Genomic DNA, 25,907 nt, shown 5'->3' on the forward strand with positions numbered 1-25,907 from the left:
AAAAAGATGACTCCCGTACAGTACAGGAATCATCTCCTTGAAGCAGCATAAGTTTTTTTATTAATGTCCTTTACATGGGGTACAGATTAAGATGCCCTGAATGCTTGTTAACGTTTAAGTAGTAAAGCGACGCCGGTCACGAGAAGTGCGAGTCCGCTAAACAATCGTACTTGGTTGCAAGTCACTATCTTTCACCCCTGTAAGTCATTGTAGTCGTTCATTTTTTGGCGACGCGAAGTTTTGTCCGTTCCATCTCTTTGTAGATTGCAAGGACGTCGTTGCCATAGTTGCCTCTCGGCTGCATCGCCCACTTGCCTTGGAGGGCGGGCCATGTTGGTGCGGATGCTCGTTTCACGTAACGGAAGCGAGGGTCCACGAGCTTCATGTTCAGTTTGTCTTTCGAAGCGTATGCTTTCAGGTGCTGAATATGGGCCGTGACGCCTTGGAAAGGCGAGCGGAACGTATGACCTTTTACCCCGTTACCGACCGTTCCGATGCCCGCATAATTATGTTGCCTCGGGAGCACGTCACCTTTGTAACTGAAGTAGCCGGTCTCCTTCAACGCTTGCGCGAACGCGACATCGCCACGGACACCTTCTTTTGCTCCGATGACGACGAACAGCTTGGCGAGCTCTTCGACGGTCACACCTTGAAGCCGGACGTTTTTCGGATTTTTCTTTTTGACAAAGTCCGCCATCTGTTGAGGTGTTAATGCTGACGTTCCCATAATAGCACGATTTTCTTTTTTTGACGCAGCTGAAACAGATGGCATCGATATAATCAACGAAAATAGGATTAAAGCAATTCCGATCGAATAAACGAACACGTTTTTCATCCTTCTTCCTCCCTATTCAATAAATAAACTATGCAAATAATACCATATATTAGGCTTTTTAATTATTTCATTTTGATTAAGCGGGAGGAATCATCCAAATTTATGCAACTAAATCATGAAGTGCTATTTTGTAAGTGGCGAGTTTCCGTTCATTCAGGTATTTTTGAAACAGGAAGAATCATCATCAGAAAAAGAAGCGACCGAAACGAAATTAGGAGGAATCGACTTTATGTTCAAAGCGTATCAGTTCCACATTCAACTTCTCGACAGCCCAACACCGGTCTGGCGCCGCTTTAGCATCCCGGCCGAGACGAACTTCAAACGGCTCCATGACGCGATTCAAATCGTTATGTGGTGGGACGACTCTCACTTGGCAAAGTTTGAAAATGATTTACGAAAGCCGACGTTCCGGTTCGTCTTATCTTCAGATGAAGCCGAGGAGCATAAGGCTCGGTTGTCTTACTTCAAGTCTAAGTCTCAATTACAAGCATTCGAACAACAGATTTATGAAATGTATCGGCAATTATCCATTCGCCAGATGAAGAACGTAAAATTGCCGACCGTCATCGAGTCGAATCCGAAACTTTACTATACGTATGACTACGGGGACGACTGGAAGCATAAACTGACGTTAGAGAAAGTCATCGACGACTATCCGTATCCATATCCGATGGTGACAGAATGGGAAGGGGAGACGCCATTCGAAGACGTGGGCGGGATGACTGGAAATCAGATGATTCAAGACATCCTAAACGATACGTCTCATCCGCAACACGAGGAGTATGTGGAAGCATCTAAAGAAGTACAATTCTATCAAAAGGATAAAATCAATTTCCTATTGCAAGAATATGTGACTGTGAAGAGAGTGAAATGAGAAAAGCGGCGGAGTGAATATCTCTATAAAAACCCCACGTTTTAAGGAAACTAAAATCAGTTTGCTTGCGTAAATAGAAACGAGGTGATGGGAATGGAGAAACAAGCACGGATGCGTTCGATTCAATCGTATCAAAAAAGATGGATGCCCTTGCACGTATCCGTCGTCATCGCGGTCGGGATGTCATTTGCGTTATTGGTTATGAATGAGTTTCAAACGGGTTATGGAATCGCCTTCTTAGCGGCGCTCGTTGTGTTGATTTATTTGGAGTGGCGCGAAAGCCAATTCATGCAACGGTTGACAGACGAACCATCCGTCCAGAAGTTCATTCGCCGCACGTATCTCGGCCGCAACGCTGTCTCGTTGTTCGGGGCCATCGGGTTCTGTTTGTTGTTTAAAAATGGATTCCAGTCAAATCTGTTCTTATGGATGATGATTTTCTTTGGTGCGGTCGCGGGCCAAGCGGCGACGACGATGTATTACGAACGCAAGATTCGCCAGCTCGATCCGGAGCATCCGAGTCGGCATAACTTGAGTTTTACAAAAGGATAAACAGAAAACAAGCCGCCCTGTTCGAACAGGACGGCTTGTTGTGTTAATTCGCTTTTTTGAGTTCTGATTCTTCTTCCTTGAAGTCGAGCTTGCGTACATCGACTCGTTTTACGAAAAATGCCAGTACAAGCGCAAGTAGGTTCATCCCAAGTGCGACATAGAATGAAACTTGAATCCCTGACAGTAACGCTTGTTGCGTCAACGCGCCCATCGCACTTTCGGTGAGTGTCGCTGGGTCGACGCCGGTCATGAGTGATTCGGCTTCTGTCTTCGTCACCGAGTTCATGATGGTGACGAGGACTGCCGTCCCAATCGCACCGGATACTTGTTGGGCCGTGTTGTTGATGGCCGTTCCGTGCGGGTTGAGGCTCGTCGGCAACTGATTGAGACCGTTAGTCATGATCGGCATCATGACCATCGACATCCCGAACATGCGGAGCGTGTACGTCGTCACGATGTACGTGTACGTCGAATCGAGTTGAACGTTAGCGAGCATATACGTCGAAATCGCTGTGATGGTGAGACCTGTGATCGAGAGCAACTTCGGTCCGAACTTATCGAACAGTTTCCCCGTAATCGGTGACATGATCCCCATGATGATGGCACCCGGTAACAGCATGAGCCCAGAGTCGAGCGGCGAGATGCCGCGGACGCTTTGCACGTAAGCCGGTGTCAAAATCATGCCGGAGAACATGGCGACGGCGTTGACGATTGCGATGATGGAAGCGAGTGCGAACATCGGGTATTTATACGCCCGAAGGTCGAGCAGCGGCTTCTCCATGTTGAGCTGACGGATGACGAAGGCGATTAACGCGACGAATCCGACGATCATCGTCGTCAAGACGATCGGGTTGTCCCAGCCATCCGAACTCGCCGAGCTGACTCCGTACAAGACACCACCGAAACCGAGCGTCGATAAGACGAGTGACAAATAGTCGAGCGATTGATCTTTATTTTGGACCATGACGTTCTCAGCTTTCCAAATGGCGAGGCCGAGACCGATGATGGCGAGCGGGAGAATCATCTCAAATAAGACGCGCCAGTCGTAATACTCGACGATATAACCTGAAAGCGTCGGTCCGATGGCTGGTGCGGAGATCATGACGAGACCGAAAATCCCCATCGCTGTTCCACGTTTTTCACGCGGGAAACTGACGAGCATGACGTTCATAAGGAGTGGACCCATCGTCGAGGCACCGACCGCTTGAATCATCCGACCGGCGAGTAAGATGCCGAAGTTCGGTGAAAAGGCGGCGATGGCCGTCCCGACAGCGAAAATCGCCATCGAGGTGATGAATAGGCTTCGGTTCGAGAACCGGGTGATCAAGTAGGCTGATGCCGGGACGAGCACACCCGTCACGAGCATGAAGCCGGTCGCGAGCCATTGGACGGTCGAGTAGTCGGCAATCTCCAAATCGACCATGATTGATGGGAGTGCGACGTTCAATAAAGAGTTGTTGAGGAAGGCGATGAACGCCCCGGCAAAGAGGACCGCGAGCATGAGATACGGCGGTTTCTTTTGAAATTCTGGTTTCATACGAGTTGCTCCTTTATGTTCTGAATAGTTATATACTAGTAAGTGTCGATGTAGTGATTTTATACCCGTCGTATAAATAAATCAACCATTTTGTACTATCAGTTCAAAATGATATACTGAATCTATAAATGAAACAGAACGGAGCAGGAAATGATATGAAAGATAAGAAACGAAAAGTCGCCGATGTCGCCATGAATCTCTTCATTGAGAACGGGGTCCAACAGACGTCGGTCCAAGAAATCATTGAACGGGCGAACATCTCGAAAGGGACGTTCTACAATTACTTCGCCTCGAAGACGGACTGTGTCGCCAATATCCTTGAGAACTTGCGCTATGACGCCGGCCAGCGCCGCATCGAGATGCAGATGGGGCGGGACAAGCGTGACAAGGACGTCTTTATCGAGCAGATTTCCATCCTCATTCAATTAAATGAAGAGCGGAACCTCCACGCCTTATTTGAGTCGATCATGTCGGCGAATGAGCCCGAGCTGAAGAAGCTCGTCTTGCAGCACCGTGTTTATGAGATCGAGTGGCTCGCCATGCGTTTGACCGAGATTATCGGTGAGGAGATTCGTCCGTACTCGGTCGAGTTGACCGTGCTCTTCAACGGGATGTTGCAACATATCCTGTTCACACTCCGCATCACGAACACGGCCTACTCGATTCAGCGATTGATTCGTAATTTGTACGCCTACGTCGAGTTGATGGCGGCGCGTATGGTCGACACCGGAGAACATATCTTGAACCCGGTCACTGTCGATCAAATGCGGGGGACGACGGATAAGAATCTCGTCACGAAAGATGAGTTGATTGGGATGGCGGCGCGCATCCATGAGCACGTGAAGATGACCGAGGAACAAGCCGATTTATTCGAAGCAATCACGTACGAGCTCCATCAAGACCGGCTCCGGAAAATCGTCCTTGAACAGTTGCTGAAACCGTTCCAACGTTTGTTCAAAGGTGAGACGGGAGAGACGGAAGTTCAAAAGTTCACGAACCTCGTTTGGTTATACACGCGGACACACTAACGACAAAAAGTGATTTTATCCGTTAATATAGAAGAAACACGGTACGAAAATAAATCTTAAAATATTCCACGAAAAAGAATTGATTCCTACAAATTCGTACGCTACAATCAAATTACCGAAAGCGCTTTCGGGAAGAGGAGACTGACATGGGTACGATTTATGATTTAGCAAAAAAAACCGGCTTTTCGATTACGACCGTCTCTAAAGCGTTGAATAACTATAAAGACGTCAGCGAAAAGACGAGAGCCAAAATATTACAAGCTGCCGCTGAGATGGATTATTTGCCAAACGCACACGCACAGTCGTTATCGACAAAGAAGTCATGGGCGATCGGCGTCATGTTCTCGGAGGCGAACGAAGTCGGAATGAAGCATCCGTTCTTCAATGGCATCATTGAAAGTTTCCGTCACGCCACTGAGGAACACGGATATGATTTGATCTTCGCCTCGCGTAACCTCCGCAACCGCGACATGAGTTACCTCGAGCACTTCAAACACCGAGCGGTCGACGGTATCGTCGTTATTTGTTCGGACCGAATGGATGAACAAGTGCAAGAGCTCATGCAAAGCGATATCCCGATCGTCGTGGTCGATATGGACAGCGCTAACTGTAGCGTCGTCTATTCCGACAACTCGGAAGGGGCCCGCATGGCTGTGAACTACTTGTATGAGTTAGGCCATCGCGCCATCGCACATATCGCCGGCGATTCGTCGATTGACGCTGGGGCGGCCCGGGTCAAGGGGTATGAGCTTGCCATGCACGCGCTCGATTTACCGATTCAACCAGGATACTTGGTGAACGCCGGGTTCTTCTCGGTCGAGGAAGGCAAACAAGCGATGGAGCAGCTATTGCAACTCCCATCTCCGCCGACTGCCGTCTTCGTCGCAGGTGACCAAATGGCCATCGGCGCGATCGAAGCCGTTCATAAACATGGCCTCCGGGTGCCAGAAGACATCTCGATCATCGGTTACGACGATATCGAGATGATCAAGTACATCACTCCGAAGCTGACAACGATTCGTCAAGATACGGACGAAATCGGGGAAGCGGCGGCCGAGCTGTTGATTGAACAGATGACGGCCAAAGAACGACGCACGGAACGACGCGTCATCCCAGTCCGCTTGATTGAACGGGCGTCATGCGCACCGATTAAAAAGTAAAGAAGTCACGATGATGTTTCGAAGTCGCTTTGTTCGCTTCAGCGGAATGGAGAGGAGAGAGCGATTTCGAAAATCATTTACCTCGAATCGAAACCGCTTTCGATATTTTATTTAGTTATTTTAGAAAGCGCTTTCGATGAATTATTACCTCTTCTTGAAAACGCTTTCTAAAAACTACTTATAAAGGACGGTTCACTCATGCGAAAAAATTAGTTAGCTTACTCTCGATCGGAGCACTATCAGTCGGCGTCTTAGGCGCGTGCTCAAACGACGAAGGATCTTCAGAAGCGACAGGCGGCAAAGACGACGTACTTAAAGTTTGGTCGTTCACGGACGAGCTTAAAGAGCCAATCAAAACATACGAAGAGAAGAACGGCGTTAAGGTTGAATTGACAATCGTTCCAATCGCGAACTATCCGACAAAACTTAAGCCGGCACTTGAAAGCGGCGTTGGGGCACCGGACGTCTTCACAGGAGAAATCGCGTTCCTCAAGCAATGGGTTGACGCAGGATACTGGGAAAACCTTTCAGACGAGCCTTATAACGTCGACGATATCTCAGACGATTACATCCCTTACGTCTTCGACCTCGGGAAAGATAAAGATGGCAACGTGCGCGCGCTTTCGTGGCAAACGACACCAGGTGGCGTCTACTACAAACGTAGCTTAGCGAAAGAAGTGCTCGGTATGGACGATCCGGCTGAAATCGGCAACATGATGAGCTCGATGGACGGCGTCTTCGAAGTTGCAGAGAAGATGAAGCAAAAAGGCTACAAAATGTTCCCGGACGAAGGCGCGATTCGTTGGTTCTCACAAGGCGCGAACCCAGAAGCATGGGTAAACGACAAGAACGAACTCGTCTTGACAGAAGACAAGATCAACTACATGGACTACGCGAAGGAGCTTCGTGAGAAACAATACACGGCACTCGCTCCAGAATGGTCACCATCTTGGTTCGAAGGGATGTCGAAGCCGATCAAAGTTAAAGAAGGCGGCAAAGAGACAGAGACACAAGTCTTCTCTTACGTCCTTCCGACATGGGGTCTCCACAGCGTCTGGAAAGACAGCGCGAAATGGTACGCCGGCGTCATCGGTGACCATAAAGCCAAACACGCGGATAGCGTCGAGGCGTAAGATGGATCCATCCCTGCCGCTACAGGGATGGATTTTTTGTGTGGAACCGATTCAAGCGGGGAACGTATGAAGTAGGGAGAGGAGGACGGACGATGGCGTCACACCATAGAACGAATCAAGAGCGGGAACAGGGTAAGACGACCACGCTTATGATGATGTCGTTGCTGTGCTGGTTCATGTACGGGTTGTTCTATGGGTTGGTCTATTCGAATGTCCTCGTGATCTTTTTTGTGTTGTTCTCTTCTCTTTTAGGCGTGAGAGGACTGTTGGAACGGAATAAACGGATTGAACGGGAACGGGAAATTCGTGATCTCGGTGTGGAGATTGATTCGGAAGAAGGGGAGATGTTGATGAAACGCGAGTATGCAACGTATGAAGTGACAGGTTATGACGACAAAGGAAAGATCAAGTTCATCCATTTGAAGGAAGGCGAGTTCGTCTTGCCGGTCGAAATCAAAGGGGACGACTTGACGAAAATCAAGAAGATGATGGAACTCAATCCAGGCGTGACGGTCATCGTCCACGCAGCGGTGGATCAGAAACGGATGCGCCTCTTGGAGATTGACGGCTATTCGCTCAGGAAGGACGGTTGACGATGGCGCTCACGAAGTTGGCGTCGCGCGACGAAACGATTGATGTGACGATCGAGAGCTATGCGTATGCCTATCCTGACGCCGATGACATCCATGATGCGGCGTGGCATCGGAATTGGGTCGGGCTCCATACGCCGGACCATCGCATCACGTTCGATGACATCATGCTCGACAGTTTGCTCGTCGCACACTACATACCGGTGTTCGAGTCGTTCGTTGCCGGTGACACACAAAAAGTCGAGTTCGAACCGACAGAACCGTATATCCGCTTGACGGTGACGAGGAGAGGCGGCGATGGGGACGAAGTGGACGTGCGAGGCCATCTGGAGCACCCGCTCGGGGACGAGACGGAAGAACTTGATATTAACTTTGAAACTTCTGTAGCGAACGTGGAGCACTTTCTAAAAGGCTTGCGAGACATCGCTGCTGAATTTCCGGTCCGGGAACGTGAGAGTGATTTGTAATAAGACGAAACAGATGAAAAAAACGCCGTGACAGTAAGTGTCATGGCGTTACGAATCGAGTTGTGATTTATTGGCCCGGTACTTGCCTAACGAGTAGGCGGCACATAGAAGAAAAATCATATGTAGCCCGATGCCGATCAACATCGCATACGGGACGATGGATTTGAACCCAAGCCCGAAGGTGAGCGCTGCACTCGATAAGATCATGAAGCTAGGGGTGTAGTTTTTCATATCCAGTTACTCCTTATCTATTTGTTAGTAACTATCTTAGGTAGAAGAAGAGAAATCAAGAGTAGGGCCACCGATAGCCCGTAAGCTATAGACAAGATAGTTCTCGTGTCTTCTCTTGATAACTGAAATCCGACAATCATAGCCATCGCTAGAGCGAACGTAGGCAAAATAGCGATAGCAAACGCGATCCATTGCATATTTTTTCTTGTCATAGAGATCTTTCCTCATTTCTAAGTCGTGGCGACTGAGCGGACAATGTTTGAGGACCATCCACATTATTACTTGTTTCCCTAAATATAACAGCCCTTCTCATCGCTGAGAAGGGCTGTCGTTTTTTGCTTAGGCTGACGCTTTGTCTGCGTCTTCTTGTGCTTTCAACTCTTCACCATACGACACGCGGTCTTGCATGCGGACGAACGGGAGGTAGACGGCTACGGCCATAGCGATCGTGACAATCTGCAAGAGCGCTGCACGCCATCCGCCGATTAAGAAACCGGAGATTACTGGTGGTGTCGTCCATGGCACTTGAAGCGCGTTGAACGGGTCGACCCAGCCCCAAAGGATTGAGAAGTACACCATGAACGATGCGATGGCAGGAACGATGACGAACGGTACGAACATGATCGGGTTGAACACAATCGGCATCCCGAAGATGACCGGCTCGTTGATGTTGAAGAAACTTGGTGCAAGCGAGAGCTTACCGAGTTGCTTCAAGTGAGCCGAGCGGGCGACGATGAGTGTTGCGATAATGAACCCGATTGTGATGCCTGATCCACCGAGCTTCGTGAACACGTCGAGGAACTGGATTGTAACGATTTTCGCGTTCTCACCGGCAAGGAGTGTTTCACCCGCATCGAGGAGTGCTTGGTTTTGGAGCGTGTTAGCTGTAAGGAGTGGTCCCTTAATCCCCATGAGGATGGCAGCACCGTGAATTCCACACCACCACATGACTGACATGAGCACCACGATGATGACGGCTCCGGCAAGTGTGTCGGTCAAGTTTTGAAGTGGTGCTTGAAGCACGTCATAGACGACTTCTGTGAACGTATGCTCGGCAACCGCTTTCATCTTTTCGACTAACATACTTGTTGACATACCTGCTGCGCAGAAGAGTCCGATTTTCATCATTTTTGATCCATTCCTTTCAATTGGTTGATTTCGTTTTGCATGTTCATCATATAGCCGAGCATCTCTTTTACGAGGATCGTGTTCATTAAGTGGTCTTGCGCGTGCACCATGAGGACTCCGACCGTAGCCGTTTTCCCTTGTGCCTCGAGTGTGACGAATTTCGTCTGGATGGCGTGTGCTTCTTTTAATGTCGCGTCACCAGCTTTGACCGCTTCAGCCGCTTCTTCTCTTGCATCAACAGCATCGCATGATGGTAGCTTGCTTTCGCGTCGCCTGAAAGGGCGATTAAACCGAAGATATCTTTGGGAGTAATTTCAATTGTTTCAGAAACCATATTATCTCTCCTTTTTGTATGGATAACCAAAATTCATAGTTACAAATTATAAAAAGATGATAGTGCACGATACCGCTTACATGTAAACCCTTTCTTTTGTCCGAAATGCGAACATAAAAAAACGCACACGAGAACAATCTCTCGAGCGCGTTTAGGACTTGATGTTTGAGACTTTGAGCATCTTCACATGACGGAAATGATGTGTCGAGCGCGATACGTCGAAGATTTGACCGTTTGTCAAATAGACGGTGTTGTCGACGAGGAGGGCCGGATCGTTTTCGTTCAACCCGAGTAGTTTGGCATCTTCTGCGTTCAAAAAGTCGGCGTAAATGACACGATCGGCGAAACCAATGGCGAGTTTTTGGTCGTTGCGGAAGTAGTTGTAAATCGACTTCTCGGTGATGTTCCGATCGAGATAGACGACAAGGTCTTTCCGGAAATACGAATCCTCGACCGAGAACGGATGGTCATCGACGAGACGAAGGCGTTTGACGTAATAGACGGGTGTGCCGATATCACACTTCATCCGCTCGGCCACTTCATCGTTCGCTGTCGTCAATTCGAAATCTAGGACGCACGTCTCGACTTTCCGTCCACTGAAGTCACTCGTGAGACCTTGCAACTTCTCGAGGTTCACATAATCGCTCATATAATGGTCACGGACGAAGACACCGCTCCCTTGCACTTGATAGACGTAGCCTTTATTGACAAGAATCTCAATCGCTTTTCGGATCGTGTTGCGGCTGACGCCGTATTTCGTGGCGTATTCTTCCTCGGTGAGGAGCTTGTTCGTATGTTGATAGACGTGATTCATAATATCCGTCTCAATCTGTTCAGCGACTTGCTTATACTTTGGACCCATGACTTTCTGCACCTTTCGCAACAAAATTTGTAGGTATGAATACGCTATCAGTATATCAGAAATTGAATCAGGGTGGCGGACGATCCTTTAGCAATTGTTGAAAAAGTCGAACGATTCATTGCGAGAATATTTGGAAAATATGAAACAATTAGAGGATAGGGCACGTATCAGTAAGGTAAGGATTGTAATGAAAGGGTGTGCCTTAAGTGAAAGAGACACGTTGGTATATGGAGGAGGACACATGGGGGAAGTCACCTCTTCGCATAAGCTATGCTTCCCTTGCGTTCGCATTGATGGCGCTCGCTATATCCTTCTTCGGAAGTTATTTATGGTTGACCATTCCGCTTGTCGTGATTGGAATCGCCATGATTGTGTTGGATGTGAAAACGTATCGAATGCGGCGTGCGCATATAAGCGAACAAGATTTAGTGCGCTTACTTAAGTGGGATTTCGTATATGATTTGGTGAACTCGACGATTCTCATTTCAATAACCGTAGCGCTCCTCTTCTTGCAATATGACAGTTTGACGATATTCATTGTACTGCTCCTATGGGTAGTGTTCGGTCGATCATTCCAGAAGCAGTTAAGTGAACGTCTCCCATTGTTAGAGCAATCAGAGAAGGAACGACACAAGCGATGAATGAGCGGATGACACAAGAGAGGGCATGGAACCGACTTTTTGATCAATGGATTTTTGGTCTTTTTGGAACATTTTTCGTCCTGATGCTACCGATTGATTTGTGGATGGATGACCTCAAGTGGGGCGCCTTGTACATCGCGTTTACACTCATTCCACTCAATATTTTATATATGAAACGTTATCGTATGCGCCTAACACTCCACCCAGAATTGAAGGGATTGTATAGACGCCAACTTGCGCGAGACGGCGTGAACAGTGTCGCTTTTTTTCTCGCGTTAAATCATCAACTTTTGTTCACGGCAAACGTGACTTATGTGTGGGTCACGGCCTTCATCGGAGGGGCCGTACTATGGACGTGGAACGTTGAAATGCAAACGAAACGTCATGATATAGAGTATAAACATTTAGACAAGGAGGCGATCTAAGATGGAACGAGATATGAAATGGATTCAACAGATGCGGCGATATAGTGTTCCGGTGTTGATACTATATGTCACAGCCGTCATCGTCGCCCTCTTGCTGGAGAAAATGTGGCTCATTCCCATCATGGGTTCGGTCTCTTTCATAATCATCGCGACAGGCTATAAAGAAATGCGCCTCATGTGGAGGATGACGGAGCATCCTAAGGCTCATCGAATCCTTATTCTCCAATACGTGTTTGAACTGATGGACGCGTTTTTGTTGACGACACTCATGGTGACGCTGCTGACAGCGGAAGATCTCGGTCTCTTGATCGGTCTCTTTTTTGGGATATGGGGAGCCTTGAGTCCGATTCGGCAGAAGTGGTTTGTCAAAAAACTCAAACAGGTCGAACCAGAAATGCCAACGTATGAGGAAGTGATTGAAGGGAAGGTCCCAAATGGATCGTCAATTTGATATCTCGTTAGAACGTGCCAAACAATTCGAACGGCTCTTTGGCTGGCCGATACTATTCATTTTCTTGATCTCGTTAGTCGTTATGTTATGGACACAGGCGACGTGGGTCATCCCAGTCATGTTAGTCGTATCTATGGGAATGGCCTATAAAGGATACATGGAATATCGAGTCGTACGTCATTTTGCCGAACATCAAGCTGTCGTGCAGGTGTTACGTTACCGACTCATTGACTGCTGGATTAGAGCCGCTTCATTATTTGCGCTGTTCATTCCGCTGTACGTAAACGAGGGTGCCTTTATTTTAACTGGCGGCGTAGTCGCCCTTTGGAATTTAACAGGATCTTATCGGGAGAAAAAATGGAAACAACGAATCGAGCTGCATCAACCGCAGTTGCTAACCTATTCAGATATATTGGAAAAAGAGAAAGACTCATGGAATTATCGCCAAAAATAAAATTACAAATCAATACGATTTTAAAAAAGTAGAAGTGTGGTGACGAAAGGTTTACGATGCTAGCCATACTTTTGACGAGTGAATCGACGGGCTCACAACCTTTCTATATGTTCCTCGCTTCTTACCTTACTTTTCCGGCGGTCAAGTATTTGATAAAACGGTTCGAGTGTGTCATTTAGCAAAAAAAACGGCGTGTGATCCGACGATGCCGGCATATGATCAAGTAATCGAAAGGATGAGTTGAATGGAGTTATCACCACAATCAAAACAACAAATTGATACGATTCTTCGATTTGAAAAGTGGACCGGTTGGGGTTTTGGCATCGTGGCTGTTTCTGCAATCGTTGGGATGCTCGTTTACGCATCGTACTGGGAGATGCCCGATTCGTTTTTTCTAGTGTTCTTAGTAGCGATTTTCGCTATGTTGATTAGCATCGAAACGACTCGATTCCTCATGTGGCTCCGATTCGTGAAAAACGAAAAAGCACGAAAGCTGCTCACGTTGCGGTACACGGTTTATTTGATTGGGTTTAGCGCAATCGGATACTACGGGGTCGTCGTATTTTATGAGACGACACAGCCACAAACGTTCCAGGCATTTTTGTTGTCGCAAGCCTTTTTCTGGGGAGCTGCCTTTTTGGGGAGATGGCTCGACCGTATCATCCAAAAGCATGACGGTCATTATTTGACGGGAGAGGATTTAAAGTTGATTCGGGAAGCCCGTGAGATGGAGCAGGAGCGAGAGCATGGATAAGCGTAGCCAAATGCGAGAATTGACGGCGTTCGATCAGAGAAAGCATTCCACACAAGTATTCTTGTCAGCGGTGTTTGCCGCGCTTCTCTTTTTCTCATTAGAGTATAATTGGCTCTCACCCATGACAGTCATATTTCTCAGTGTCGCAGCGGGTCTTCCTGATTTTCGTAAGATGTGGCAACGCGAGAACATCAAAAAGCAGTTTTTGAAGTCGGATGCAGCAAAGCGCCTCATCCATCTTAACTCCATTTTCGGGCTCGTGACGCTACCATTCTTCCTAGTGTGGGTTTATGCATTGTTCACGGATTTGATTACACTCCAAACGTTCGCTTTGATTGGGCTAGGAGCATACGGGCTCGCTATTCTTGAGCATCGTCTGTACGAGCGTCACATGGCTCAGCTCGACGATCACTACGTCACGGAAGCCGAATTACGAGAAGAGCAAAAGTGGGGGAGCGCCTAGGCGCTTCCTTTTACATGTTGAAGGGGGAACAATTGATGAAGCGGAAGGTATGGATTATCTCGGGACCGGCTGGCGTCGGAAAGTCGACGACGGCGAGACGGCTCGCTCAAGACATGGAGAAGAGTGCATATGTGTCTGGTGACGACATCAGTCATATGACGGTGTCCGGTCGTGAAAGGCCATGGGAATCGGAGCGGGCGAACGACCTGGTATGGAAGAACATCGTATCTTTAACCGATAATTTTCTTGAAGCGGGATATGATGTCGTCGTCGACTGGGTCGCATTTTGGCAAGACGTGAAGCGCTACACGGCGCACTGGATTGAACAAGGTATTGAAGTGAGCTAGGTCATCTTATGGGCGGAGCAAGACGTTCACGTCCAACGTGATCAACACCGGCCGAGCGATGCGCAGATGGGCGAGCGGGTCATCATATTGCGGAACGAGTTTCTAAGCTCGGGTGCACCGGACCGTTACTATTTAGACAACACGGTCGGTGAGTTGAGCGAAATGATTCAACAGCTTCAAGAAAGCGAACAATTCGTGCTGACAGATTTGCAACAAAGTGGAGCCAGTACATGAGGATTGCGACGTTCAACCTCTGGAACAATCCGACATTATGGTCGGAGCGGATCGAGTCCATCTGTGCCACAGTGAAGATGATTGACGCCGATGTGCTGGCGTTTCAAGAAGTCAAAACGTATGTGGAAGGGGAGCAAGGCATCAGTGTGGCCGAGCAAATCGCCAACGAAACGGGCTATCCGTTTTGCGTATTTCTCGCCTATCCGGACTCACCCGATGAAGGGCTCACTGTCTTAAGTAATATTCCGCTCGATACGAATGATGCGATTTGGCACCACGAGGTAGAAGAAGCGAACTACTGTGCGATGCGGGTGACGTTTCAAGCAGGAGGTCACGCGTTCGGATTGACGAACGTCCATTTGAATTGGCGGTCGCCGGACATTCGGGAAACGCAAGTGCGGGCCGTCCGCGAGTGGATCGATGCGGGAGAACGTTACGAGCTGTTATGCGGGGACTTCAATGACGACCCACAGTCGGAGATCCATCGCGATTTGACCGGGCATCGTTGGATGGATGTCGCCATGCATGGTCGTGGTGGGGATGAGCCGACGTTGGATTATAGACACAATCCGTATTTGAAACAGGATGCCTTGCTGAAACGACCGTCGCGTTATGATTGGATGTTATTGCGTTGTGTCGAAGATGACCCCCTCATCTTGAACGTGGACGTGTTTGGGAAGACGTCCGTCACCGACGCCAACGTGGTGCCGAGTGATCATTATGGGGTGCTACTCGACCTCGACATATCTTAAAAAAGGGGAACGCCTAGGCGCTCCCCTTTTTCATTTAAACGTGCGGATGACGAAGTAGAGACAGATGAGGAACGGGATGAGGAACAGTGCCCCGAGCCATTCCCCTTGTCCGAACAGAAGCCAAGCGAAGAGCTGAAACGATAAGACACCGCCGGCAGCAAGTCCGGCAAAGCGATACGCTTTCGGACGAAGCGACGGGTCGTCCCACCATTCTTTAAAGAACGGGAAGCTGAACAAGAGTGCGAGCGCCAAGACAAAGGCGGCTGGAAACACGAGAAAATCGCCAAGTTCACTCTGTCCTTCAATTTGCAGCCATTTGGATGCGGTTGATAAGATGATGCCGATGACGAGAAAGACGATATTCATAGCCATTCCTCCACTTCATCTAATAGATACCTTTATCATGCCCGAACGAGGTCGATGGGACAAGCCTGTAAAAGAAGTGGCTTTTTAGTGAAAGTGGTGACTTTTGCATGAACAGTAAAAAAGTATTGAAGCGCGTTGTGACAAAATCGCTATTCGTTTACATCTAGAACCGCTAGCATGAAAGGGTATCTGGAGAAACGGCCAGCTATGAAAGAAAAGCGCCAGAACTCTGCGGAGTTGACGAGGTGGGGGTAATCGATGTTTCGGCGGATGCCTCCTAGTCGCCTGTCACGACTACAAGTGTTCTTTTAAAACGTTCGGGTGACCGGACGGACAACGAGGAACACGTTGACAGTACTCAAAAAAGCCCGTTTCCTTTTTCGAGAAATCGAATCGATAAGGAGAATTGTTATGTGTGGAATTGTAGGAATGATTGGTCAAGTCGGAACGAAAGAGATTTTATTGAAAGGGTTGGAAAAGCTCGAGTATCGGGGCTACGACTCAGCCGGAATCGCGCTCGTCGGTGATGATGTTCATGTGTTCAAAGAAGTCGGCCGCATCGCCGCACTTCGTGACATCGTACCGGTCGAAGCGGAAGGCGCCATCGGGATTGGCCATACACGTTGGGCGACACACGGCGTGCCGAGCGTCCCGAACGCCCACCCGCACCAGAGCACGACGGGCCGCTTCACGCTCGTCCACAACGGTGTCATCGAGAACGATGAACAGATCAAGGCGACGCTCGACGTGCCGTTTCTCTCGGAGACGGACACGGAAGTCATCGTCCAGTTGATGGAGAAGAACTTCGTCGTGCTAAATGACGTCGAGGCGGCGTTCCGCAAGACGTTGGCTGAGCTCCACGGCTCGTACGCGATCGCGATGATCGACTCGGAGGACAATGAACGCCTCTATATCGGCAAGAACAAGTCACCGCTCCTCGTCGGACTCGGCGACGGCACGTTCAACGTCGTGGCGTCTGACGCGATGGCGATGCTCCAAGTGACGGACCAGTACCTCGAGCTCCACGACGGCGAGATCGTCATCTTGACGCGCGAATCGGCGACGATCAAGACACTCGACGGCGACGTCCTCGAACGTGCCCCGTATACGGCCGAGATCGATGCGTCAGACATCGAGAAAGGCACGTACGCGCACTACATGTTGAAAGAGATGGACGAGCAACCGGCCGTCATCCGCAACATCATCCAGCACTACCAGAACGACGCCGGTGACATCGAGCTCACGGAAGGCGTGCGCTCGCTCGTCTCGGAAGCGGACCGCATCTATATCGTCGCCTGTGGCACGAGTTATAACGCTGGGCTCGTCGGAAAAGACATCCTTGAGCGAATTGCCGGCATCCCGACTGAGGTACACGTCTCGTCAGAGTTCGGCTACAATATGCCGCTCTTAAGTTCACGTCCGCTCTTCGTCTTCTTGTCACAGTCTGGAGAGACGGCTGACAGCCGGGCCGTCCTCGTCGAAGTGAAGAAGCGCGGTTACAAGGCGCTCACGATGACGAACGTACCAGGATCGACGCTCTCGCGTGAGGCGAACGAGACGATGCTCCTCCACGCCGGCCCGGAAATCGCGGTCGCGTCGACGAAAGCATACACGGCCCAAATCGCCGTGCTCGCGATTCTCGCGTATGATATCGCCCGTGCGAACGGGAAAGAGTTGCCGTTCGAGTTGATGCCGGAGCTCGCGCGCGTCGCGACGATCATGGACTCGATCATGTCGCAAAAAGAGCTGTTCGAAGATTTGTCGGACCGTTACTTGAAGACGACGCCGAACACATTCTTCATCGGACGCGGACTCGATGCATCGGTCTGTCTCGAAGGCGCGCTCAAAGTAAAAGAGATCTCGTATATCCAAGCGGAAGGGTATCCGGGCGGAGAGCTCAAACACGGTTCGATCGCTTTGATTGAAGACGGCACACCGGTCATCGCGCTCATCTCGCAACCAAAGACGAACTTGAACATCCGCGGCAACGTCAAAGAAGTCGTCGCCCGTGGTGCGAACGCGTGTATCATCTCGATGCAAGGCGTCGAGCACGAGAACGATGAGTTCATCTTGCCGCACGTCGAACCGATTCTCGCCCCGCTCATTACGGTGTTACCGGTTCAACTCATGGCGTATTACGCCGCGCTCGCACGTGGCTGTGACGTCGATAAACCGCGTAACTTGGCGAAATCGGTGACGGTAGAATAACACTGCGATTGTCAAAGCACTTCTCTAAAGAGAGAGGTGCTTTTTACTGCTTGCCGATATCTTTGCCAACAAGCAAAATAGTAGGTGAAGTAAGCGGTTGCATCGTATGGTTAGATAAAGATAAGCGATGAAAGAAGGTCTGACATGAACGTATATATTGCCTGTCCATGCGGGTTCGTCACGAGCGCGATGGCGGCGAAGCTGTTTGCCGAAGCGTGTTCGGGAAAATTGTCGTGTGTGATTCAACACGGCACGTATCGAGACATCCCGGAAGACGTGGATTGGATTATCTATCAAGCCGGGACTGAGACGGTCGATCATCCGACCGCGCACGTTCGCTCGGTCAGACACATGTTATCGCTCACGGAATATCGACAACTCGTCGAGGAATGGGTGAATGCATATGAAACATGAGTGGAGCGCCCGAGAGCGCTCGATTTTACTACATCTATTGGCAACGGAGACCTCGACCCCGCTCGCGGAAATCGCGCAAGCGGTCAATTTGTCTGAGCGGACGATTCAACGGGAACGTCAACTGCTCGAAGGCATCCTGCGCGAGTTCGAATTGGAACTCGCTTGGCAGCGCGGGCACGGCCTCAGTCTCATCGGTCGTTCCGATGCGAAGCAACAGTTGCGCGAAGACTTGATTTTGTCGGCCGAGGCGATTCCAACGGCGGAGGACCGCATCTTCGAGCTCGCTTGGAGGCTCCTGTTTGAAAAAGATACGCTCAAGCTGCAGGCGGTCGCGAAACAGATGCACGTGTCACCGAGCACGCTCACACAAGACCTTGAGAAACTCGATCGTTGGTTCGACGAGTATCACCTTGAAGTCGAGCGGAAGAAAGGGGTCGGCGCGCGGGTGCTCGGCCTCGAAGCCGAGAAGCGGAAGCTGATGATCAATGCGCTGCTCGCTCATTGGGACACGCTCGCGTTCTATCGCTTTGTCCGCGGGGAGGATGATTACATCCCGACCTTTTTGAAGACCGTCCCGTGTGACGTCATGCTCGAGGCGCTTCGTGACGGCTACGACTATCTAAAGGAACATCCGTATGAGCGGATGGACGACCGGACGATTATGCGGGTGACGTTCGCCTATGGCGTGCAACAAGCCCGTCTGGACGCCGGGTTCTTCCTAGAGATGTATACGAAAGGACGCTCGGACGATTACTTGAAAGTCGCGTTTGATATGGAGACGGCCCTCGGGACGCCGTTCTCGATGGCGGAGCGGGTCTGGTTCGCCGAGGAAGCGAATCGGCTCCGGTCGTTGAAGGAACAGATGAAAGAAGATGAGGAAGAGCGTTGGGTCATGCAGATCCGTGTCCATAAGCTCATCCATCACGTTTCACTGATTCACGGATTCGCCTTCACGGACGACGCCGCGCTCGAGAAGGGGCTCCTCGCCCATATCTTGTCGAGTATGAACACCCAAGCCCTTCCGGATACGGACACGGTTCGTCCGCACATCGACCGTGACTATCCGCATTTACGTTCGGCCATTCAACAGGCGGCCGATATTGTCTTCGGGACAAACACGTTCACGGAAGAAGAGACGGTGTTTTGGGCGATGCATTTCGCCGCCGCGCTCGTCAAACCGGTCCGGCGTCGGGAATATCGAGCCCTTGTCGTCTGTTCGGCCGGTCTAGGCTCCTCGAAGATGCTCGTCAACCGGGTCAAACAAGAGTTTCCAGAGATGCAGGACGTCGTCAACTCGTCGTTGTTCGGTCTCGAACAGCATCGACTCGACGACTATGACGTCATTTTGTCGACCGTGCCGTTGCCGCCGTTATCGGTGCCGACGCTCATCGTCAACCCGCTGTTGACGAACGAAGAAGTGCAACGCGTCCGCCACTTGCTGTTATCGCTCCCGCAGTCGTTCCAGACGAAAGAGAAGAGCCACTCGACGATGCTCGACTTCAATGAACTCGGTGCTCTCGTCGAGACGTTCGAACGGATGGACCGGCAGTTCGATCTCGTCACGCTCGATAATAGCGACCGACTGGAAGACATTTTGCTCGATATCGGGACGCATCTAGAAGAACGTGGACTCGTCCAAAGCGGTATCCAGTTATCGGCCCAATTGCTCCGGCGTCACGAAGTGGCCGGGCTCGGGATTCCGGGCACGAAACTGGCCTTGTTCCATGGACGTCACGCCTCGATCGAACGGGCGAGCGTGTTCGCTTTCGATTTGAATCAATCGATCCCGCTCCTCATGATGGACCAATCGACCGAGCCGGTATCCCGTCTGCTCGTCTTGCTCGCACCGGAAGAGGCAGAGGACGTCGAACTCCAGTTCCTCAGTGCCGTCAGTGGATCATTGATTGAGAGCGAACAACATATGAACTCATACAGTAACGGTTCAAAGAAAGAACTGCGTCTCTTGCTTCATGAATGTATGAAGAAAATGATTCAAGACACGTTGCACGAGAAATGACCCGCCGTGGTCATTTTTTTATTTGGCAGAGAATGTTGCCAAAGTGTGAACTGGATTGAATTGAGAAAGCGCTTACGCTGAGACTACAATACGAGTGTAGAGCACAAACCGGTTAGCTACACTACAACAATCTACCTTTCACAATAATCGACTGGAGGTTTTATACATGGCGAATGCGCAAGCTGGCTCGGGCGGGGTTCGAGTCAAAGTACAACGGTTCGGGAGTTTCCTGAGCGGGATGGTCATGCCAAACATCGGCGCCTTCATCGCCTGGGGGATTATCACCGCCCTCTTCATTCCAACGGGCTGGTGGCCGAATGAAAAATTAGCAGAACTCGTCGGTCCGACAATCACGTATCTGTTACCGCTCTTAATCGGGTTCACCGGCGGTAAGTTGATTCATGATGTACGAGGCGGAGTCGTCGGGGTACTCGCCACGATGGGGGTCATCGTCGGGACGGACATTCCGATGTTCCTCGGTGCGATGATCATGGGTCCACTCGGTGGATATGTCATTAAACAATTTGACCGCCTCATCGAAGGCAAAGTCAAAGCTGGATTCGAAATGCTCGTCAACAACTTCTCGGTCGGAATCATCGGTGGTCTTCTCATGATCGGTGGCTTCGAAGTGTTCGGTCCAATCATGAGCGGCCTTGATAAAGTCATGGCAGCCGGTGTCGACTGGATCGTCGGTGCGAAACTGTTGCCAATCGCAAGTCTATTCATCGAGCCAGCGAAAATCTTGTTCTTGAACAACGCCATCAACCACGGGATTTTGAGCCCGCTCGGTGTCGACCAAGTGGCGGACGCCGGGAAATCGGTCTTGTTCTTACTTGAGGCAAACCCGGGACCAGGTCTTGGTTTACTGCTCGCTTACATGGTGTTCGCGAAAGGCGCGGCCAAACGTACGGCACCAGGGGCAGCGATCATTCACTTCCTCGGTGGGATTCACGAGATTTACTTCCCATACGTCTTGATGAAACCAATCTTAATCCTTGCGATGATCGCAGGGGGGGCAACTGGGGTCTTCACATTCGTCTTGTTCGATGTCGGTCTCGTCGCACCAGCGTCACCAGGTAGTATCTTCGCAATCCTCGCAATGGCTTCACGCGGTTCGTACCTCGGGCTCGTCACAGGGATTCTCTTGTCGGCAGCGGTCACGTTCGCCGTGGCAAGTGTCATCTTGAAATCGAGCGCGGCAGAAGAAGTGTCACTTGAAGAAGCGACACAAAACGTCAGCGCGATGAAAGGCAAACAGTCATATGCGTCAGCTCTCGTTCACGACCGTCTCGATAAAGTCGATCACATCATCTTTGCTTGTGACGCCGGTATGGGTTCGAGCGCGATGGGCGCGTCGGTGCTTCGCAATAAAGTGAATAAAGCGAACTTGCCGATTCGAGTCACGAACACATCGATTAGCCAATTGCCGAAAGACGCCCAATTCATCATCACCCATGAGGATTTGACGGACCGGGCCGAGGCACAAGTGCCAGATGCGATTCACCGTTCGGTCACGAACTTCTTGAACGCCGACTATTACGATCAATTGATCGAAGAAATTAAAGCAGAACGCAGCAAAATCTCATAACACAAGTAAACAGAGACAAGGGTTAAGGTATAGGAGGAACTAAAATGCCATTCATTCAGACAGAGATGATTCGACTCAACCAATCGTTCAACACGTCGGCCGAAGCGATTGACGCAGCCGGTGAAGTGTTAGAAGCAGCCGGATGCGTATCTCCGGCTTACGTCAAAGCGATGCACGAACGTCAAGCGCTCTCGAGCGTGTATATCGGGAACCAAGTCGCGATTCCGCACGGGACCGAGGAAGCGAAATCCGCCGTTCAAAAGACGGGGATTTCCATCCTCCAAGTGCCGGCCGGCGTCGATTTCGGTGGCCAGACGGCGAAACTCGTCATCGGGATTGCTGGTGTGGATGACGAACATTTGGAACTCCTGTCCCAAATCGCGGTCATCTGTTCAGATGAGGATAACGTCGAGCGTCTTGTACAGGCGAAGACGAAAGAAGAGATTTTGTCGCTATTCATGGAAGAGGTGGCGTCATGAAAGCCGTACATTTTGGGGCAGGGAATATCGGACGTGGATTTATCGGATTGCTGCTCAATCAGAGTGGTTACGAGGTCACGTTCGTCGATATTAACGATACCGTCATCCAAGCGTTAGAAGACAAGCGATTTTATGAAGTCGGATTCGCCGAAGAAGGCGTCGACAACGTCCTCGTCGACCGGGTCCGCGGCGTCAACAGTTTGACCGATCCGGAGCGGGTCATCGCCCTCATCGCGGAGGCCGATCTCGTCACGACCGCGGTCGGACCGACGCTGTTGCCGAAAGTCGCGCCACTCATCAGCGAAGGACTCCGTGAACGCGTGACGTCGGCACCCGTTTATGTGATTGCTTGCGAGAACATGATTGGCGGTAGCGCATCACTTCATCAAGCGATCGAAGCGTCAGGTGGTATCGGGACGGCCAATGCCTCGTTCCCGAATGCGGCCGTCGACCGGATCGTCCCGTTGCAACAACACGCAGACCCGCTATTCGTCGAGGTCGAGACATTCTACGAGTGGGTCATCGAGACGAAAGGATTGGCCGAGCGGCCCCCGCTTCAAGGTGTGACGTGGGTCAACGAGATTGGGCCATACATCGAACGGAAGCTGTTCACGGTCAACACCGGTCACGCCATCGCGTCGTACATCGGTTCCTTGTTCGGGAAAGCGACGATCGACGAGGCGCTCAAAGACCGCCGTGTCCGTCAAGTTGTGCAAGGCGCGTTGTATGAGACTGGTTGGCTCCTCCTCGAGAAGTACGGGTTCGAGGCGAAAGAACACAGCCAATACATTCAAAAGATCATCAAACGATTCGAGAATCCGAAGTTGAAAGATGAAGTCTCACGTGTCGCCCGCTCACCAATCCGTAAGCTCGGACCGAGTGATCGGCTCGTCAAACCAGCCCGCGAACTCATCGATAACGGCATCGAACCGAATGAACTGGCCTACGGAATCGCGGCTGCCTTGACCTATTATAACCCTGAGGATTCAGAATCTTCTGAACTTAATCTTTCCATCGAAGAAGACGGCATCGTCTCGACGGTAGAAAAATATCTCCAATTGCATGAGGATGACACGCTGACGAAGCTAATCCTCGAACAATACCACTTGATTCGCGAGCAAGAAAAAGCGCAAGTCTCGTAAAACGATTCTCCCGTGCCTGGTGGCATGGGAGATTTTTGGCATACAAAAAAGACTGCAGCGCAGGGGCTGCAGTCTGATCAAGCGCGTGTCTTTCCAAACTCGATGTACGTCGTGACCGATTTGACATGTTTCACGACGTCCTTTTCAAGAAGTGGACGACTGAAGTAATAACCTTGGACGTAATCACACTGTTCGTTCAGTAACCATTCGAGCTGATCCGACGTCTCGACACCTTCCATGAGCACTTTCATACCCAAGTTATGACCGAGTTGAATCATCGAGCGAACGATGGCTTCCTGGTTCCGATCGGTGAACAAGTTGACGATGAACGACCGATCGATTTTCAACACTTGGACCGGTAGCTCACGCAATTGACGGAACGACGAGTAGCCCGTCCCGAAATCGTCGAGTGAGATTAAAATCCCGAACTGATGGAGCTGGGTGAGTTTCTCTCGCGTCGATTCTTCATATGACAGCATCGACGACTCCGTTACCTCGAGCTCGAGGAACATCGGGTCCATACCGGTCTCATCCAAGATGGCCTGGAGCGACTCGACAAAATCCTCACGCGCGAACTGGAGCGGGGAGACGTTGACCGAAAGCGTGAATGGTTTCACGCCCGACTTCTTCCAACGGACCCAGGCTCGGCACGATTCACGCATGACCCAACTGCCGATTGAGTGAATCAGGCCGGTGTTCTCCGCGATTGGAATGAAGTCTGTCGGTGACACGTGACCGAGCTCGCGGTTGTTCCAACGCAGGAGCGCCTCAACGCCTTCGAGTCGATTTTGCGTAAGTGACACTTTCGGCTGGTACACGAGTGAAAACTCATTTCGGTCGAGCGCCTGCGCGAGCGCCTTTTCGATTTCGACGGTACGAAGGATTTGATGCTTCGACTCGTCTTCGAATTCTTTAATTTGATTCTTACCGGTCCGTTTCGACTCGTGGACGGCGAGGCGTGCGTATTGCACGAGCTCCTCGGCCGACTTCGTATCTTTCGGATAATGACTGATGCCGGCGCTCATCGTCAGTTCGACGGTCGTCCCGTCGATATCGAACGGTTGCGAGATCGCCTTGATACACTTCTCGGCTTTCTGTTTGGCGAGCGTGCTCCGCTTATCAAACAGCAAGATGATGAATTCGGATGAACCGACGCGCGTCAAAATGTCATCCGGGTGAATGGTCACTTGCAGACGCTCAGCGATTTGCATCGTCAGTTCGTCCGAGCCGTGATGCCCGAGCATGTCACTCAAGAAACGCCACCGGTCGATGTCGATGTAGAGACAAGCGACCGGGTCTTCGATTTGAATATGTTCGGCTAAAATCCGTTCGAGCTTATGCCGGTTCGGTAAATCCGTGAGCGTATCGTGATACGCCATATGTTCGACGAGCCGCTGTGAGGCAATTGTCTCCGAGACGTCACGCAAGAACCAAAGTACTTGGTCCATTGTTTCCCCTTTGAGTGGATAACTCGTCACTTCAATCGTCCGGTCGTCGAGATCGACGCGTCTCGGTTCATGGAACGGTTGATTGATTGTGAGCGACGGATGATAGTCTTGGAAGAAGGCATCCTGCTCGACTTCATCGAACAAGCGATAGAAGGCTGTGTTCGCGTATTGAATCATCCCGTCTTTCGTCGTCGTGACGACTGCATCCGTCGTCGAATCAAGAATCGTCGCTTGAATGAATTCTCGTTTGCGGAGATGACGATCGAGCGTGAGTGATAAGAAGAAGATGGCGAACAAGAGAATCGTAATCGCCGTCACGAGCCATGCGAGCAGTGAAGGCTCAATCGCATTGGCGAAAGGTCTGTCTGTCTCAACGAACGTGAACGTCGCCGCTAGCATGCCGACGAAATGCATGCCGAAGATGGCGACACCCATCAAAAGGGAGAAGAACACCTTCAGTTCCATATGCATCTTTTTCTGTGTGTACTTCGAAAAGAAGCCAATCCATAGGGCGCCGAGCGAGGCGCCGAGCGCAATCAAAATCGATAGCGTCGCCAACCATGGATTGTAGGAAGTCGTGACGCCTTGGAGCGCTGCCATCCCGACGTAATGCATGCTGGCGATACTGCCTCCCATGACTAGTCCGGCACCGATTAGGGCTGGTCGAGTCGTGCGACGCGAGACAATCAAGAAGCCGAACATACAACCGGCCATGGCGATGACGACGGACAATAGGACGAGCGGGACCGAATACGTGATCGGTCGCAATACCTCATGGGCCAGCATGGCGATGAAATGCATCGACCAAATGCCGAGACCGAGTGTCGCGCCACCAGCGATGATCCAGACGTTTTGGGTGGAACGGTTCGCTGAATTGACACGTCGGGCCAGTTCGATGGCGGCGTAAGCAGAAACGGCGGCAATCAGATAAGACAGAATCACGAGAAACCCATTGTGACTCATCGAGTGTTCAACGACTGGTTCCATATATAC

At 50.6% G+C, this 25,907-nt stretch carries 30 protein-coding genes; 21 read left to right on the forward strand and 9 right to left on the reverse strand.

The window, feature by feature from the left end; translation table 11 throughout:
* Positions 1-217: 217 nt before the first annotated feature.
* A complete protein-coding gene (locus KNP67_RS14155) occupies positions 218-727 on the reverse strand; it encodes a glucosaminidase domain-containing protein (protein WP_251130884.1) in 510 nt (169 codons plus the stop codon).
* A gap of 337 nt (positions 728-1,064) precedes the next feature.
* On the opposite strand from KNP67_RS14155, the gene KNP67_RS14160 reads away from it, so the two are divergent.
* Both KNP67_RS14160 and KNP67_RS14165 read left to right on the forward strand, forming a co-directional pair.
* Positions 1,065-1,709 carry a plasmid pRiA4b ORF-3 family protein gene (locus tag KNP67_RS14160; protein WP_214756886.1) on the forward strand — a complete coding sequence of 215 codons (645 nt, stop codon included), beginning with the start codon at positions 1,065-1,067 and terminating at the stop codon, positions 1,707-1,709.
* Between the two features lie 93 nt (positions 1,710-1,802).
* The gene (locus tag KNP67_RS14165) at positions 1,803-2,261 is read left to right on the forward strand and encodes a hypothetical protein (RefSeq protein ID WP_214756887.1); all 459 of its coding nucleotides are present in this window, start codon (positions 1,803-1,805) and stop codon (positions 2,259-2,261) included.
* Between the two features lie 43 nt (positions 2,262-2,304).
* Here KNP67_RS14165 and KNP67_RS14170 read toward each other — a convergent pair whose 3' ends face one another.
* Positions 2,305-3,798 (reverse strand): DHA2 family efflux MFS transporter permease subunit, encoded by a 1,494-nt coding sequence (locus KNP67_RS14170; RefSeq protein WP_214756888.1) that lies wholly within the window; start codon positions 3,796-3,798, stop codon positions 2,305-2,307.
* Between the two features lie 155 nt (positions 3,799-3,953).
* Between KNP67_RS14170 and KNP67_RS14175 the strand changes: the two genes are divergently transcribed.
* From KNP67_RS14175 to KNP67_RS14195, 5 genes are all read left to right on the forward strand, one after another.
* Entirely contained in the window at positions 3,954-4,826 is an 873-nt protein-coding gene (locus KNP67_RS14175) for a TetR/AcrR family transcriptional regulator (RefSeq protein ID WP_214756889.1), read from the forward strand.
* Between the two features lie 146 nt (positions 4,827-4,972).
* Entirely contained in the window at positions 4,973-5,986 is a 1,014-nt protein-coding gene (locus KNP67_RS14180) for a LacI family DNA-binding transcriptional regulator (protein WP_214756890.1), read from the forward strand.
* A gap of 227 nt (positions 5,987-6,213) precedes the next feature.
* Positions 6,214-7,119 (forward strand): ABC transporter substrate-binding protein, encoded by a 906-nt coding sequence (locus KNP67_RS14185; RefSeq protein ID WP_353048288.1) that lies wholly within the window; start codon positions 6,214-6,216, stop codon positions 7,117-7,119.
* A gap of 92 nt (positions 7,120-7,211) precedes the next feature.
* On the forward strand, positions 7,212-7,712 hold the full coding sequence (locus KNP67_RS14190) for a hypothetical protein (protein WP_214756891.1): 501 nt from the start codon (positions 7,212-7,214) through the stop codon (positions 7,710-7,712).
* A gap of 2 nt (positions 7,713-7,714) precedes the next feature.
* A complete protein-coding gene (locus KNP67_RS14195; RefSeq protein ID WP_214756892.1) occupies positions 7,715-8,176 on the forward strand; it encodes a WapI family immunity protein in 462 nt (153 codons plus the stop codon).
* Between the two features lie 48 nt (positions 8,177-8,224).
* Here the strand turns inward: KNP67_RS14195 and KNP67_RS14200 are convergent, their stop codons facing one another.
* From KNP67_RS14200 to KNP67_RS14215, 5 genes are all read right to left on the reverse strand, one after another.
* Positions 8,225-8,407 (reverse strand): hypothetical protein, encoded by a 183-nt coding sequence (locus KNP67_RS14200; RefSeq protein WP_211779991.1) that lies wholly within the window; start codon positions 8,405-8,407, stop codon positions 8,225-8,227.
* Between the two features lie 339 nt (positions 8,408-8,746).
* Positions 8,747-9,535 (reverse strand): PTS transporter subunit EIIC, encoded by a 789-nt coding sequence (locus KNP67_RS14205; RefSeq protein ID WP_251130885.1) that lies wholly within the window; start codon positions 9,533-9,535, stop codon positions 8,747-8,749.
* A complete protein-coding gene (locus KNP67_RS15425; protein ID WP_353048289.1) occupies positions 9,532-9,705 on the reverse strand; it encodes a PTS lactose/cellobiose transporter subunit IIA in 174 nt (57 codons plus the stop codon). The genes KNP67_RS14205 and KNP67_RS15425 overlap by 4 nt, the downstream gene beginning before the upstream one ends.
* Before the next feature lie 14 nt (positions 9,706-9,719).
* Positions 9,720-9,869, reverse strand: coding sequence for a hypothetical protein (locus KNP67_RS15430; protein ID WP_251130886.1), 150 nt, complete (start codon positions 9,867-9,869; stop codon positions 9,720-9,722).
* Between the two features lie 151 nt (positions 9,870-10,020).
* A complete protein-coding gene (locus tag KNP67_RS14215; protein WP_214756894.1) occupies positions 10,021-10,731 on the reverse strand; it encodes a GntR family transcriptional regulator in 711 nt (236 codons plus the stop codon).
* Positions 10,732-11,368: 637 nt separating this feature from the next.
* Between KNP67_RS14215 and KNP67_RS14220 the strand changes: the two genes are divergently transcribed.
* The 8 genes from KNP67_RS14220 to KNP67_RS14250 all read left to right on the forward strand — a co-directional run bounded on the left by KNP67_RS14220 (position 11,369) and on the right by KNP67_RS14250 (position 15,252).
* A complete protein-coding gene (locus KNP67_RS14220; protein ID WP_214756896.1) occupies positions 11,369-11,797 on the forward strand; it encodes a hypothetical protein in 429 nt (142 codons plus the stop codon).
* 1 nt (position 11,798) lies between these two features.
* On the forward strand, positions 11,799-12,248 hold the full coding sequence (locus KNP67_RS14225) for a hypothetical protein (RefSeq protein ID WP_214756897.1): 450 nt from the start codon (positions 11,799-11,801) through the stop codon (positions 12,246-12,248).
* Complete coding sequence (locus tag KNP67_RS14230) at positions 12,232-12,702, forward strand: hypothetical protein (RefSeq protein ID WP_214756898.1); 471 nt, start codon at positions 12,232-12,234, stop codon at positions 12,700-12,702. Before KNP67_RS14225 ends, KNP67_RS14230 begins: the two co-directional genes overlap by 17 nt.
* 244 nt (positions 12,703-12,946) lie before the next feature.
* Positions 12,947-13,456, forward strand: a complete 510-nt coding sequence (locus KNP67_RS14235; RefSeq protein ID WP_214756899.1) for a hypothetical protein — start codon at positions 12,947-12,949, stop codon at positions 13,454-13,456.
* A complete protein-coding gene (locus KNP67_RS14240; protein ID WP_214756900.1) occupies positions 13,449-13,919 on the forward strand; it encodes a hypothetical protein in 471 nt (156 codons plus the stop codon). The genes KNP67_RS14235 and KNP67_RS14240 overlap by 8 nt, the downstream gene beginning before the upstream one ends.
* 35 nt (positions 13,920-13,954) lie before the next feature.
* The gene (locus KNP67_RS15435) at positions 13,955-14,266 is read left to right on the forward strand and encodes an AAA family ATPase (RefSeq protein WP_251130887.1); all 312 of its coding nucleotides are present in this window, start codon (positions 13,955-13,957) and stop codon (positions 14,264-14,266) included.
* Positions 14,267-14,353: 87 nt separating this feature from the next.
* A complete protein-coding gene (locus tag KNP67_RS15440; RefSeq protein WP_251130888.1) occupies positions 14,354-14,500 on the forward strand; it encodes a hypothetical protein in 147 nt (48 codons plus the stop codon).
* Complete coding sequence (locus tag KNP67_RS14250; protein ID WP_214756901.1) at positions 14,497-15,252, forward strand: endonuclease/exonuclease/phosphatase family protein; 756 nt, start codon at positions 14,497-14,499, stop codon at positions 15,250-15,252. The genes KNP67_RS15440 and KNP67_RS14250 overlap by 4 nt, the downstream gene beginning before the upstream one ends.
* Positions 15,253-15,282: 30 nt before the next feature.
* Here KNP67_RS14250 and KNP67_RS14255 read toward each other — a convergent pair whose 3' ends face one another.
* Positions 15,283-15,618, reverse strand: coding sequence for a hypothetical protein (locus KNP67_RS14255; protein ID WP_214756903.1), 336 nt, complete (start codon positions 15,616-15,618; stop codon positions 15,283-15,285).
* 411 nt (positions 15,619-16,029) lie between these two features.
* Between KNP67_RS14255 and glmS the strand changes: the two genes are divergently transcribed.
* The 6 genes from glmS (at position 16,030) to KNP67_RS14285 (ending at position 23,466) form a co-directional block, all read left to right on the forward strand.
* Positions 16,030-17,826 (forward strand): glutamine--fructose-6-phosphate transaminase (isomerizing), encoded by a 1,797-nt coding sequence (gene glmS / locus KNP67_RS14260; protein ID WP_214756904.1) that lies wholly within the window; start codon positions 16,030-16,032, stop codon positions 17,824-17,826.
* 144 nt (positions 17,827-17,970) lie between these two features.
* Entirely contained in the window at positions 17,971-18,240 is a 270-nt protein-coding gene (locus KNP67_RS14265) for a PTS sugar transporter subunit IIB (protein WP_021065180.1), read from the forward strand.
* Complete coding sequence (locus KNP67_RS14270) at positions 18,230-20,257, forward strand: BglG family transcription antiterminator (RefSeq protein ID WP_214756905.1); 2,028 nt, start codon at positions 18,230-18,232, stop codon at positions 20,255-20,257. The genes KNP67_RS14265 and KNP67_RS14270 overlap by 11 nt, the downstream gene beginning before the upstream one ends.
* A 166-nt stretch (positions 20,258-20,423) precedes the next feature.
* A complete protein-coding gene (locus KNP67_RS14275) occupies positions 20,424-21,845 on the forward strand; it encodes a PTS mannitol transporter subunit IIBC (RefSeq protein WP_214716155.1) in 1,422 nt (473 codons plus the stop codon).
* Between the two features lie 44 nt (positions 21,846-21,889).
* Positions 21,890-22,324, forward strand: coding sequence for a PTS mannitol transporter subunit IIA (locus tag KNP67_RS14280; RefSeq protein ID WP_058765661.1), 435 nt, complete (start codon positions 21,890-21,892; stop codon positions 22,322-22,324).
* Complete coding sequence (locus KNP67_RS14285) at positions 22,321-23,466, forward strand: mannitol-1-phosphate 5-dehydrogenase (RefSeq protein ID WP_214756906.1); 1,146 nt, start codon at positions 22,321-22,323, stop codon at positions 23,464-23,466. The genes KNP67_RS14280 and KNP67_RS14285 overlap by 4 nt, the downstream gene beginning before the upstream one ends.
* A gap of 77 nt (positions 23,467-23,543) precedes the next feature.
* On the opposite strand, the gene KNP67_RS14290 is transcribed toward KNP67_RS14285, so the two are convergent.
* Positions 23,544-25,901: a bifunctional diguanylate cyclase/phosphodiesterase gene (locus KNP67_RS14290; protein ID WP_051627753.1), complete on the reverse strand. Its 2,358-nt coding sequence runs from the start codon at positions 25,899-25,901 to the stop codon at positions 23,544-23,546.
* Positions 25,902-25,907: the final 6 nt, after the last annotated feature.

The organism is Exiguobacterium sp. s157 (assembly GCF_018618205.1).
Classification (GTDB): domain Bacteria; phylum Bacillota; class Bacilli; order Exiguobacteriales; family Exiguobacteriaceae; genus Exiguobacterium; species Exiguobacterium chiriqhucha.